The organism is Coprococcus sp. BIOML-A2, from assembly GCF_009875795.1.
GTDB lineage: Bacteria > Bacillota > Clostridia > Lachnospirales > Lachnospiraceae > Coprococcus > Coprococcus aceti.
Genome location: NZ_WWSI01000003.1, coordinates 194,486 through 207,162, shown reverse-complemented (window position 1 = coordinate 207,162; position 12,677 = coordinate 194,486). Strand labels below are relative to the sequence as shown.

Annotated in this window: 11 protein-coding genes; 9 read left to right on the top strand and 2 right to left on the bottom strand. The window is 44.4% G+C overall.

All coding sequences use genetic code 11. The features are described 5' to 3' along the window. The first annotated feature begins 75 nt into the window (after positions 1-75). Genes GT575_RS07915 through GT575_RS07895 form a run of 5 tightly spaced genes read left to right on the top strand, consistent with a single transcriptional unit; the run spans position 76 to position 5,261 of the window. Complete coding sequence (locus GT575_RS07915) at positions 76-810, top strand: Stp1/IreP family PP2C-type Ser/Thr phosphatase (RefSeq protein WP_015534819.1); 735 nt, start codon at positions 76-78, stop codon at positions 808-810. 6 nt (positions 811-816) lie between these two features. After that, complete coding sequence (gene pknB, locus GT575_RS07910) at positions 817-3,027, top strand: Stk1 family PASTA domain-containing Ser/Thr kinase (RefSeq protein WP_161171831.1); 2,211 nt, start codon at positions 817-819, stop codon at positions 3,025-3,027. Between the two features lie 14 nt (positions 3,028-3,041). Beyond that, positions 3,042-3,914: a ribosome small subunit-dependent GTPase A gene (gene rsgA, locus GT575_RS07905; protein WP_055224231.1), complete on the top strand. Its 873-nt coding sequence runs from the start codon at positions 3,042-3,044 to the stop codon at positions 3,912-3,914. Beyond that, positions 3,914-4,576 (top strand): ribulose-phosphate 3-epimerase, encoded by a 663-nt coding sequence (gene rpe / locus GT575_RS07900; protein ID WP_117549067.1) that lies wholly within the window; start codon positions 3,914-3,916, stop codon positions 4,574-4,576. The genes rsgA and rpe overlap by 1 nt, the downstream gene beginning before the upstream one ends. A gap of 22 nt (positions 4,577-4,598) precedes the next feature. Beyond that, on the top strand, positions 4,599-5,261 hold the full coding sequence (locus tag GT575_RS07895; protein ID WP_015534822.1) for a thiamine diphosphokinase: 663 nt from the start codon (positions 4,599-4,601) through the stop codon (positions 5,259-5,261). 110 nt (positions 5,262-5,371) lie between these two features. On the opposite strand, the gene GT575_RS07890 is transcribed toward GT575_RS07895, so the two are convergent. Next, on the bottom strand, positions 5,372-7,396 hold the full coding sequence (locus tag GT575_RS07890) for a Na/Pi cotransporter family protein (RefSeq protein WP_022216779.1): 2,025 nt from the start codon (positions 7,394-7,396) through the stop codon (positions 5,372-5,374). Positions 7,397-7,668: 272 nt separating this feature from the next. Between GT575_RS07890 and GT575_RS07885 the strand changes: the two genes are divergently transcribed. Both GT575_RS07885 and GT575_RS07880 read left to right on the top strand, forming a co-directional pair. After that, a complete protein-coding gene (locus GT575_RS07885) occupies positions 7,669-9,117 on the top strand; it encodes a hypothetical protein (protein WP_055224119.1) in 1,449 nt (482 codons plus the stop codon). 15 nt (positions 9,118-9,132) lie between these two features. Next, the gene (locus GT575_RS07880; RefSeq protein ID WP_015534824.1) at positions 9,133-9,588 is read left to right on the top strand and encodes a 23S rRNA (pseudouridine(1915)-N(3))-methyltransferase RlmH; all 456 of its coding nucleotides are present in this window, start codon (positions 9,133-9,135) and stop codon (positions 9,586-9,588) included. Between the two features lie 6 nt (positions 9,589-9,594). Here GT575_RS07880 and GT575_RS07875 read toward each other — a convergent pair whose 3' ends face one another. Beyond that, positions 9,595-9,993, bottom strand: a complete 399-nt coding sequence (locus GT575_RS07875) for a 23S rRNA (pseudouridine(1915)-N(3))-methyltransferase RlmH (protein WP_015534825.1) — start codon at positions 9,991-9,993, stop codon at positions 9,595-9,597. A gap of 122 nt (positions 9,994-10,115) precedes the next feature. Here GT575_RS07875 and GT575_RS07870 point away from each other — a divergent pair, with 122 nt between their 5' ends. Together GT575_RS07870 and GT575_RS07865 are read left to right on the top strand one after the other, a co-directional pair. After that, positions 10,116-10,928 carry a Cof-type HAD-IIB family hydrolase gene (locus GT575_RS07870; protein WP_055224117.1) on the top strand — a complete coding sequence of 271 codons (813 nt, stop codon included), beginning with the start codon at positions 10,116-10,118 and terminating at the stop codon, positions 10,926-10,928. A gap of 120 nt (positions 10,929-11,048) precedes the next feature. Continuing rightward, positions 11,049-12,461: an LCP family protein gene (locus GT575_RS07865; RefSeq protein WP_161171830.1), complete on the top strand. Its 1,413-nt coding sequence runs from the start codon at positions 11,049-11,051 to the stop codon at positions 12,459-12,461. The last annotated feature ends 216 nt before the right edge of the window (positions 12,462-12,677 follow it).

Sequence of the window (12,677 nt, the reverse complement as noted above, 5' to 3'; positions counted from 1 at the left end):
GTTCTTTTTTATGTGTTGTGCTAAAATAGGCAAGGTGGCGTATCAGATAATATTTTAGGCTGATGGAGAGAATATATGAAATCATTTGGAATAACAGATGTTGGAAAAAAGCGTTCCATGAATCAGGACAGCATATTTTATACAGATGAGCCAATAGGGGCTATCAGCAATCTGTACATAGTTGCGGATGGCATGGGCGGTCATAAGGCCGGGGACGTTGCATCCAGAACGGCGATTGAAGCCGCAGTTGAATATATAAGTGAAAGCGAGATAAGCAATCCTGTATCGCTGCTCAAGAGGGCGATAATATATGCCAATGACAAGGTGTATAAGCTTGCGCTCAGCAATCCGGAGGATTACGCAGGTATGGGAACGACATTTGTAGCTGCAGTGATCGATGATGGAATCATGTATGTCGCGAATATAGGTGACAGCAGATTATATATAGTTAACAATGAGATAAGACAGGTCACACTTGATCACTCATTGGTTGAGGAGCTGATAAGGAATGGTCAGCTCGACAGGAATAAGGGACGGAATCATCCAGAGAAGAACATTATAACCCGAGCACTTGGAATAGGTGATGATGTGGTTCCGGATTTCTTTGAAGTAGAACTTTCAGCGGATGATAAGATCCTTCTATGTTCTGATGGTTTGTCGAACATGATAGAGGACGACGAGATTCGGGACATTGTATCAGAGTCGGATGATCTTAAGACAGTCGGTGAGAAGCTGGTGGAGAGAGCGAATTACTACGGCGGCAAGGACAATATATCTGCCGTTGTAGCTGCGATAGATTGGGAGGAATAAATTGGTATGTTAAATCCGGGAACGATGCTCAGCGGTCGTTATGAGATCATAGAATTGGTTGGATCTGGCGGTATGTCAGAGGTATATAAGGCAAAATGTCATGTGTTAAACAGATATGTTGCCATAAAGGTGCTTAAGCCTGAGTTCAGCTCAGACGTTAATTTTGTTACAAAGTTCAGGATTGAGGCCCAGTCTGCGGCGGGGCTGTCACATCCTAATATTGTGAATGTATACGATGTCGGTGAGGACAACGGAATATATTATATAGTAATGGAGCTTGTGGAGGGAACCACCCTCAAGGAATATATACAGGCCCACGGTAGAATAGAGCCTATGCAGGCGATTGATTTTGCCATACAGATAGCCCAGGGACTTCAGGCAGCCCATGAGCATCACACGATACACAGAGATATAAAGCCTCAGAACATCATCATGTCGAACAACGGCACGCTGAAGGTTACTGATTTCGGAATCGCAAGAGCCGCATCGTCAAGCACGACCACGACAAATGCGATGGGCAGTGTTCACTACATATCACCGGAGCAGGCAAGGGGCGGATTCTCAGATGAGAGAAGTGATATTTATTCACTCGGTATCACCATGTATGAGATGCTCACAGGACATGTTCCATTTGAAGGCGAGAACAATGTGGCTATAGCGCTGATGCACATTCAGGGCGAGATGGTATCACCTAGGGAGTATTACCCGGATATACCTACAAGCCTTGAGAAGATCATAAGAAAGTGTACACAGAAGAAGCCGGAGAGACGATATCTCACAGCAAATGCGCTTATAGCTGATCTCAACAGAGTAAAAGAGAATCCTAATATAGATTGTATAGTAGTGCCTAAGACCAGCGTTCCTACATCCCCTACCATTGAGATGACAAAGCAGGAGATGGAGATGATCAAGACCGGAAGACAGGTCGATAAGGCAGATACTACGGAGGTTCCACCTGTAAGTCCGAGAACGTCAGAGATCAAGGCTAACGTGCCAGTTATGCCGCCGTCACAGTTCGACGATCTGTTCCCAGATGACGACGATGAAGAGGATGATACGGACGAGTCAGTGGCAGATGATGGAGAACAGGAGCAGGAATACGATGGAGAAGAGGAGCTTGATCCAAGACTTAAGAAGATAATCATGGTATCAAGTATTGCCATCGCGGTGGTTCTTGCCATACTTGCCATACTTCTCATAGGCAAGATAGCCGGCTGGAATATTCTGGGCGGTAAGGGTAAGACGGAGGAAAGCACCGATGTCATAACCATAGAGGGATCGAACGACACAACTGCACAGGAGACAGTACCTATGGTCAATGTAGTAGGTCTGTATAAGACTGCGGCTGAGGAGCAGATGAAGAAGAATGGCTTCACCAACTATACATTTGTGGAGAAGACAGATGCCACAGTTGAGAAGGGCTATGTAATATCACAGAGTATAGATGATGGAACATCCATAACAAAGGATACACAGATAACTATTTACGTGTCATCTGGCAAGGAAAAGACCAAGGTGCCGAATGTTCTCGGATATGAGGACAGTCAGGCCACAACATTGCTCGAGGAGGCAGGACTTAAGGTAACACATGGCTATGCGTACGATGATAATGTTGAGAAGGATCATGTAATATCCTCAGATCCTGTTGCCGGAACAGAGGTTGAGGAGGGCTCAACAGTCAAGATAATCATCAGTAACGGTAAGGAGACGAAGAAGATCGCAGTTCCTAACCTCAAGGGTATGTCTGAGGCAGATGCAGCAGATAAGCTTCAGGAGGTCAACCTGGTAGGCAATCCAAGCTATGAGTACAGCGATGATGTGAAGGAAGGCCAGGTAATATCACAGGATCCTGAGGTCAACACTGAGGTTGACGAGGGAACTACCGTGTCATATGTTGTCAGTAAGGGGCCTCAGAAGGTTACATACTCTGTATCTTTCAGCGGTTCAATATCGAATATAGAGTTTGATTTTGATACATTTGGAAGTGTGACAGTTGACATCTCATACACAATAGGCAGACAGACATTCTCTGTATACAGCGGCAAGGCTGGTGCAGGAGACTTCCCTATCAATATAGATGGAGTTGAGGGTCCTACAGGACTTGAGAGCAACCAGGGATCATTCTCTGTGACCATCACGGATTCAGAGGGAATAGATGTCACATCAAGCTTTAACACGGGCGGTTTGTCCGCTACATTTACACAGGAGAGTAATTAGTAGTGGCAGAGATCATATCAGGAAAGATAATCAAAGGAATCGGTGGATTCTATTATATAGACGCCGAGGATGGACATTTGTACGAATGTAAGGCGAAGGGCATCTTCAGAAACAAAAAGATCAAGCCCCTTGTCGGAGATAATGTGAATATAGAGATACTTGATCCTGAGAACAATCTAGGTAATATCGTTGAGATATTGCCTAGATTTAACTCTTTAATAAGACCTGCTGTGGCAAATGTGGATCAGACGATCATAATATTTGCCGTGAGCGAGCCTGAGCCGAACTTTAACCTGCTTGACAGATTCCTTGTCAGCATGGAGAAAAGCGGTGTTGAGACTATCATTTGTTTTAACAAGACGGATCTTTCGCCGGACAATATGGAGGCTTGCAGATCATACAGCAAGAGCGGGTATGAGACAATCTTTATAAGCGCCAGGGAAGGCGAGGGCATAGACAGGCTCAGGGAGATCATAAAAGACCGCACAACGGTGTTTGCGGGGCCATCGGGAGTCGGCAAGTCGTCTACTCTCAATGCGATCAAGCCAGAGGCGGAGGCCCAGACAGGCGCTATAAGTGACAAGATAAAGCGTGGCAAGCACACCACGAGACATTCTGAGCTCATGCACATTGGCGGCAGGACATATATTATGGACACACCGGGCTTTTCATCGCTCTATGTTGATTCCATAGAGGCGGAGGATCTCAAGGAGTATTTCCCGGATATTGCGGCATATACGGGAAAGTGCAGATTCAACATGTGCAATCATGTCAGTGAGCCGGATTGTCTGGTAAAGCAGGCGGTTGCGGACGGAGAGATAAGCCGTATAAGATACGAAGATTATGTAATGATATATAACGACTTAAAAGAAAAGAGGAAATGGTAATGATAATTCTTTCACCTTCATTATTGTCAGTTGATTTTGCACATATTGCGGACGGCATTGCAGAGCTTGACAGAGCGAAAGTTCCTGCGCTGCACCTTGACGTTATGGACGGTGCGTTTGTTCCGAACATATCATTTGGTGCGCCTGTCATAAAGTGTCTCAGAAAAGAGACGAACATGATATTTGACGTGCATCTCATGATAGAGGAGCCGGACAGATATCTTGAGGATTTCAAGAAGGCAGGTGCTGACTGGGTAACCGTACATGCAGAGAGCTGTAAGCATCTGCACAGAACCGTTGCCAGGATACATGAGCTTGGAATGAAGGCCGGAGTGGCACTCAATCCGGCAACTCCTGTATCAGTGCTTGACTATGTGATAGACGATTTGGATATGGTACTTGTTATGAGTGTCAATCCGGGATTCGGCGGACAGTCATTCATTCCTTCAGCACTCAGAAAGGTGGCTGAGGTCAGAAAAATGGCAGATGACAGAGGCCTTGAGCTCAATATAGAGGTGGATGGTGGAGTCAATTTGAAGAATGTGGGTGACGTCATAGAAGCCGGTGCAAATGTCATAGTTGCCGGTTCTGCGGTATTCGGCGGTGATGCTTATGAGAACAGCTGCAGCTTTCTCAAAGTATTTGAGAAATATGAGGCATAGATAATAAAGGGCAAATAGTGATATGAAGAGTTATATTATAATATCCGGAGGCAGAGTTGATCTGTATTCACTTCAGGAAATCATGGACAGACACCTTGAAAGCAGCAGAGTGATAGCTGTGGACAAGGGTATAGAGACCTGCAATAAGATAGGAATAGTACCGGATGTGATCGTGGGTGACTTCGATTCAGCCAGCAAGGTGACTGTGGGCGTGTACAGGAAGATGGCTAAAAAGATGCACTCCATACAGTTTGTTGATCTTGACACACACAAGGACTTCACGGATACTCATGTAGCCATCATGCATGCCATGGAGGAAGGTGCTACGGATATTTATATATCGGGGGCCACAGGAACAAGACTTGATCACACAATGGCAAACATAGGGCTACTCAAGGAATGTGCGGATAAAGGCGTAAATGCGTATATAGAGGATGACCATAATGTAATAACCATGATAAATTCCAGTGCCGGAATAAGCCGGCTGGAGGGATACGATTATATATCTTTTATACCGTACGGTGGATGCGTCACGGGGGTAACACTTACAGGGTTTGAATACAACGTGGAGAATCGTACATTTGAGATAGGAGACAGCCTTGGAGTGAGCAACCGGGTTGTATCGGAGGATGCAAGGATAGAGATAGAAGATGGCTATATGATCGTCAATTACAGCCGTGACTGATATGGTTTAAAAGACCAGGCATATAAACTACAATATAAATATAACGAAAAAGCTCTGCACAGTGTATTATCTGTGCAGAGCTTTTTCACATAGCAGTTTGTTATATTCCTTTACTTTTTCTTGGAGTTCTTTTTACCCTTTTCAGGATATTTCTCGTTTATCTTTTCTTTTATCTTTTCGTGCCTGTCGGCTACTTTGTTTTTTGCTGATGACTTTTTCTTCTGGTCGGACTTCTGGTCGTTCTTTGACTCATTCTTTTGCTCGTCGCCGGAAACCTTAGCTTTGTTATCAGGTTCATCAGGTGTTGTTAACTCACGGAGTTCGCGGATGCTGGCATCAAAGCCTTCTGTTATCGGATCGGCATACATGGATGAATAATATGCATACAGAGCCTTGTATTCCTCAGATGTCTTGTATCCGGTGATGTAGATGTGTCCGTGCATCTCGTCCATATGGATACCCCTGATCTTCTTGGCAATGTGAAGGCCGATGTTCTTACAGTGGCTTCCGATCCTGTCAAGACTTGTGAGAATGTCAACCAGTGCAAATCCTCCAGGGATACCACATTCGCCCATCTGAAGTCTCACAACGTGGTGATCCTTTATAAGCTCTGTTATCTCGCTGATGGTCTGTGCAAGTGGCTCTATTCTTGATATTGCCTGAAGATCGTCCTCCTTGAAGGCGTTCAGAGTCATATCAATAATATTGTTAGTCGCCTTGAGCGCTGTCTGGATCTCATTCATTCCCTGATCTGAGAAGTTTATCTTCTGATCTATTATATTTCTCGATACAACGAGAAGATTCTCACAGTGGTCACCAATCCTTTCCATATCACTCAGACTGTTCAGAAGCTCAGACACATCAAGTCGTTCGGATCTGGACATGTTGTTCTGTGATGTTACCTTGAGGAGGAAGTTGTTGAGTGAGCTCTCACATTTGTCTATGAAATCCTCATTCTCCTCGAGTTTGGCGGCATCTTCTTCATTGAAATCACTGATGAGTCTGCATGCTATTGCAAAGTTCTCTCTTATGCAGTCAGCCATGGCAAACATGACATTTCTTGCCTGTGAAATAGCGATGGAAGGGGTAGCGATAAGTCTCGGATCCAGTGTGGCGAGCTCTTTGTCGATCTTGGACTCCTCGTCGTCCCTGATGATCTTTCCTGTAAGTTTTGCCACCTGATTGGAGAATGGCAGAAGTATCAGGCTTATGATAAAGTTGAACAGGAAGTGGACGTTTGCAATGTTACCGCGGTTTACGACCTTGTCCATGAAAGGCATGTCTATGAAAAGCTGAAGTCCGTATATGACAATAACAAAGAACACAGCTCCGAATATGTTAAAGAGAAGATATGAGAGAGAAACTCTCTTTGCCTTCTTGTTCGCACCGATTCCCCCGAGGATAATGGTCATACACTTACCGATGTTCTGACCGATAATGATAGGAATGGCTGTTCCGTATGTAACGACGCCTGTGGACGAAATGGCCTGGAGTATACCTACTGATGCAGATGAACTCTGTATGATGGCTGTGAGCACAAGTCCTATTAAAATACCAAGTAATGGGTTATTAAACGATGTGAACAGATTCTGGAAGCTCTCTGATTCCTTAAGTGGCGCAAATACACCCTCCATGGTATTCATGCCGAGGAAGAGGATTCCAAGACCAACAAGAATACTTGCAATATCACGTTTCTTGTTGTTATTTGTAAATAGTATGATAAATGCACCTATACATATAAGGATAGGAGCAAATGATGACGGTTTTAAAAGTTTAAGAAGAATATTAGTCTCCGCAAGATCTCCAAGACGAAGGATCTGTGCGGTCGCGGTACTACCGATGTTGGCACCAAACACGACAGGTATGGCCTGCCCAAGCTTCATGATTCCGGCATTTACAAAGCCGATGAGCATGATGGTCGTTGCTGCCGAACTCTGAATGATGGCTGTTACGGCTGTACCGAGTGTAAACCCCTTGATAGTTCCCGTGAACTGATTTTTTCCGGTTGTAAGTTTCTCAAGAACCTTTTCCAGACTGCCACCGGCGAGATTCTTCAGCGAGGCACCCATGAGATTCATTCCGAACAGAAATAAACCTACGCCTCCGAGCAATGTTAAAATAGAAAATAAATCCAAAATTATAGCCCTCCTGAGTAAAATGAATTTTACCTGTGTTTCTGACAGGTAAAAAATATGTAATAAATATGTAAAAGCCCATACGATTCAAATTATAACACATCACTAGTTTTTGTACTATTGAAAAAATAATGCAATTGATGGTAACATTTCGGCAAATGTCACAATAAATATGATGGTGGCGGCAAAACTTCAACTGTGGTAGAATGAGCAGGGTATATTATATAAAAATGATAACGAAGATTCAGATAAAAGAATGGAGTGGCTGATACATGTCTGTTTTTAGTGATAAGAGAGTATTTGGAATCAAAAGGCAGAACTGTGGCGGTGTGTCCACCGCAGGGCAGGTATGCGCCAATGATGTAATATTGTGGGTCATATTTCTGCTGCCTATTAATATAGTAATACATGGTGCAGGACAGTGCCTTGTGGCCATGGGATTGTTCGTGGGCAATGTTGTCGGATGGATATTTCTGTCAAAGCGTATGAATTCGTATGCTGAGATATCCCCTAAAAAGATACACAATGCTCCGGAGCTGTTCGCAGCAAGATATGGGTCATGGAAGTTGAAAGATCTGGTGTCCGTCATATGGATAGTGACGCTTGGCCTGATACTGGTGTCTGTTCTCAAGGTTATCGTATCGGTTGTCGCCTATTTTATGGACATGCCGGAGAGCATAAGCCTTGCCATCATAGTGTCATTTCTCATCCTTGCCACCATACTGGTTGACAATAAGCTGATGGGAATAATCAAGACAATAGTGTTCATAATGGTTATAATCGTATGTCTGACGATGATCGGACTGGTATTTTACAGGATGGATGCGAGGGAGATACTTGACAATTACAGGAGATCAAGGCTTGCAGGGGGAACCAGCATTTATCTGAATATACTGTATTACGATGGCAAAACAGTGGATATAGGAAGTGCGATATCCATGACGGGAGTAGGACTTGGATGTATAGCCATGCCGCTGATGTACAAGGGTGTCTTAAATATCCGGGATAACAAGGAGCTCGATGTCGGAAGAATATGGGCTGTAATCTTTGAAGGGTTCACAATACTTTCAAGCTGTATACTGGCACTTCTGGTCGTACCGGTGCTCTATCCTGAGAAGGCATGGGCAAATATGAACTCATTCCAGGTGTACAACCTGATGCTCAAGAAGCTGCTTGGAACGGGAACCTATGCGTATGTGTTCAGATTTGCCGCGCTTATGGTGTTTATAGCGGCGGTTGTCGTAATGCTGGAATCGTTCATGAGAAATATATGCGAACATATAAGAGGGCTTGTTCCGGCAATCTCAAGAGCCGGTGGAATCGCAAAGCTTCTTATAGATATAGGTGTTGTTGTGCTGACCGGATGCTGCATTTTCCTGGTGGCAGAGTTTGTTGAATTCAACAGAGAGCATATGATCGCCGAAAACTGGGGATTGTGTGCGGCGGCACTTGCGGCTCCTCTTTTCTGTACACTGACGTACAGGCATGCGACCGGAAAAGGCATGTATGCCGGAATAATAGCAGGAATACTCACATTTGTTATGTGGAAATATCTCCCGTTTGTGAACGGAGGCAGCCTGGCGGCATACTCGGGTATCAGCGGTGACGTGGTTGGATTTGCAGTGAGTCTGCTGTTCACCATTGGAGTAAGTGTGTGCACGCAGAAAAATACAGAGGAAGAACTGAAGATATTTGACAGGATGAGGGCTGATCAGGCCTGATCTGAAGGAGTTCATATGATATACAGGATTGCCTGCGTCGGCAGGATAAAGGAACAGCATTTTACGCAGATGTTAAATGAATATAAGAAGGAGATCGACAAGAGAGGGCGTCTGGAGATATGCGAGGTTCCTGACGAGAGGATACCTCAGAAGGCTGGCGACAAGGTAAATGCCATGATCATTGAGGCCGAGGCGGACAGGCTGAGACATGTGATCGGGAGAGACGACTATGTTATCGCACTGTGTATAGAAGGAAAGAAGACGACCACGGAAGGACTTGCCGATCAGGTCCGCAGGGCATCGGAGCGCGGACATGACACGGTTACATTTGTGATAGGGGGATCTCTTGGACTTGCTGCAGATATAGTGAGGAGGGCTGATTACAGGATGAGCGTGTCGGATATGACATTTCCGCATCAGCTCATAAGGGTGACGCTGGCGGAGCAGCTTGCGATCATAAGCCGGAGCTGACAGGGATTATTTGTGGTAGGTTATGTTGTTCAGGATAGTGTATGCCCTGTAGGTCTGCTCGGACAGCAGGAGGGCAGTCATCTCGGCGGACGGCTGTACTGAACAGAGAGAGAAATTTTCCATATCAGCTGTGAGTGATTCATCGTACCCTATGTAGAAGTTTATCTTTGAGGTACCGCTTGAAGTCAGACTGTTGATGCGGGCTGCGTAGTCCTCAGATGAGATGGTATCGGAGCCGGATATGCAGTAGTTTGTGGTGTTTTTCCCTGAGGTGCATTTAATTTTCCCTGCAACACATACTATAGACAGAGTACAGTATGGAGAAAGTCTCTTGACGTACTCGGCGATGGCTTTCTGATACAAAGGGTTGATTTTTTTCTGATTAACGTATATGTTTATATCCATGTGATTTCTCCTAAAGTCAGAAATGGGCGGCAGGATGGCGTAACGGCATCCTAACTCTGACATTATATAGCATCAAGGAGAAAATATATAGCAAATTATGTTATAACATTATGGAGGATAAAATGAGTAAAAAATTACTGGCACTTGATATTGACGGAACGCTGACAAATACTCAGAAGGATATTACTCCGGCAACGCTGGAGAAAATAATAGAGGCACAGGAGAAGGGGCATATCGTTGCGATAGCATCGGGACGTCCACTGCCTGGAATAAGGAAGATAGCAGACACCATAGAGCTTGACAGATTTGGCGGATATGTGCTTGCTTTCAACGGCGGAAGGATCGTCGATTACAGTACCGGCGAGGTGGTATATCAGGCTGTGCTTGACAATGATGTGGTGAGGGATATATATGATTACTGTCTGAAAGCGGGCTGCGGAATGGTGACATACGATGGAGACCGAGTTATAACCGGAACTGATATAGACGGATACATGACATTTGAGGCAAGTATCAATCATATGGAGATCATGAGGATAGATAACTTCAGGGAATATATCGATTTTCCTCTCAACAAATGTCTTCTTACCGCAGATCCTGACAAGGCGGAGAAGATAGAGCAGGAGCTTGCAGAAAAGTTCGGTGATCAGCTTAATATATTCCGCTCGGAGCCATATTTTGTGGAGATCATGCCGCCAAATGTTCACAAGGCAACATCCCTTGAGAAGCTTCTTGAGGTCCTTGATATGGACAGAAAGGATCTTGTGGCGTGCGGTGACGGATATAATGACCTCACGATGATAGAGTATGCCGGGGTGGGAGTCGCCATGGCAAATGCACAGGACATAGTGAAGGAACATGCCGATTATATAACATTGTCAAATGACGAGGACGGACTTGTGCCGGTGGTGGACAAGTTTATCCTGGCTGACTGATCAAGTATAAAAAATGTGTGAATTATGTGTATCCCGTTGAATTGATGAGATATTTGTAGTAGAATGTATTGCTATATGAGTTAAATTTTGACAGATACATTCGATATTTAGGAGAAAAATATGGGAAATAAAATGAGTGGTCATGATGACGATGATATGAAGCGTGTTAAGGGCAGATATGCCGGAGAGATGCTTTTTGACGATGAAGATGATTACGATGACGATACCGACGATTATTCAGATGATCATGGCAGAACCGGTATTGCAAAGGATGATTATTCCGACAGCGCATTTGGACCGGGCGCAGACGATGAAGAGGATGCGGCATCAGAAGAGGAAGCTTATACATCGGATGATGAATATTATGAAGATGAATATGCGGAAGAAGAGCAGGATATGAAGGATCAGAAGAGAAAGAAAAAGAACAGAGTATGGGGAATCATACTTGCAATCGAGGTTGTTGCAGCCATAGTCATAGGCGTTCTGTTTGTGAAGGCGTACATCAACAACACATATAACAAGATGCAGTACAAAGAGCTGAAGGACACTCATATAAATGAGGATCTGGATGAAGAAACAGTCAAGAAGATGACAGGATACACCAACATCGCATTGTTTGGTATAGATACCAGAGATGCAGGCATGGTTGACGAAGGAGTGCGTTCAGACAGTATAATCATCTGCAGCATCAACAATGATACACAGGAGGTCAAGCTTCTCTCACTGTACAGAGATACTTACCTTGAGCTCTGTAATGACAGCCAGTCATACGAGAAGGCGGCTCATGCATACGCATACGGCGGAGCACAGGGCGCTGTCAATATGATAAATAAGAACCTTGACCTGAATATAACAGATTACGTTGCAGTCAATTTCACAGCCCTCACAGAAGCCATCGATGCCCTGGGTGGAATTGATATAGAGCTGAAGGAGGAGGAGCTTTATAAGCTCAACCAGTGTATTGACGAGCAGATGGGTGTAAATGGTATTTATTCAGATTATGTATATGACACAGGTGTCGTTCATCTGAACGGTGTGCAGGCTACAGCCTACTCCAGAATCAGAAGTACAGATGAGGGTGATATAACAAGAACATGGAGACAGAGAACAGTTATCTCCAAGATGATAGAGGCGGCAAAGACAGCAGGAATCTCCAAGCTGCTTGATTGTATCAACGTGGTTGTGGATGATGTTGCATCAAGCCTTACAGAGGAAGAGATCATTGATATGGCAAAATCCTGCTTCAACTACAAGCTGTCTACTACAACAGGATTCCCGTTTACCATCGCCAGTCCTACCATGGATGAGGTGAGCTATGTCGTTGCCTGTGATCTCGCAACGAATGCCACAGCACTTCACAGATTCCTGTTCGACGACATGAATTATACACCGTCAGCTACCGTACAGAATATAAGCTACAACATCATCAATGATTCAGGCTGTGAGAATCAGCTCGATCTTGATACATTTACAGTTCAGGATGATGTGGATTCCATTGTATCGACGGAGTCAGATTATTCTGATGGCTATTGATGATATCTGGGATCTGAAAGCAGGATGTCGGGTGACATATAACAGAAATAAGCATAACAGCAAGGCACATATCATATGCACGTGTACACAGTGATATGTGCCTTTCTTTTTTACTTTGAAATGTAAAGGGTATGTGCTATAATGAATCAGGTCGTCAGGCAGATGTCTGCATGGGTTATCATGCCAGGATATGACGATATATAATATGAATAATAA

Coding starts and splice junctions, on each gene's coding strand:
- GT575_RS07915 (WP_015534819.1), top strand. CDS start 76: ATGAAATCATTTGGAATAACAGATGTTGGAAAAAAGCGTTCCATGAAT.
- pknB (WP_161171831.1), top strand. CDS start 817: ATGTTAAATCCGGGAACGATGCTCAGCGGTCGTTATGAGATCATAGAA.
- rpe (WP_117549067.1), top strand. CDS start 3,914: ATGATAATTCTTTCACCTTCATTATTGTCAGTTGATTTTGCACATATT.
- GT575_RS07895 (WP_015534822.1), top strand. CDS start 4,599: ATGAAGAGTTATATTATAATATCCGGAGGCAGAGTTGATCTGTATTCA.
- GT575_RS07885 (WP_055224119.1), top strand. CDS start 7,669: ATGTCTGTTTTTAGTGATAAGAGAGTATTTGGAATCAAAAGGCAGAAC.
- GT575_RS07880 (WP_015534824.1), top strand. CDS start 9,133: ATGATATACAGGATTGCCTGCGTCGGCAGGATAAAGGAACAGCATTTT.
- GT575_RS07875 (WP_015534825.1), bottom strand. CDS start 9,993: ATGGATATAAACATATACGTTAATCAGAAAAAAATCAACCCTTTGTAT.
- GT575_RS07870 (WP_055224117.1), top strand. CDS start 10,116: ATGAGTAAAAAATTACTGGCACTTGATATTGACGGAACGCTGACAAAT.
- GT575_RS07865 (WP_161171830.1), top strand. CDS start 11,049: ATGGGAAATAAAATGAGTGGTCATGATGACGATGATATGAAGCGTGTT.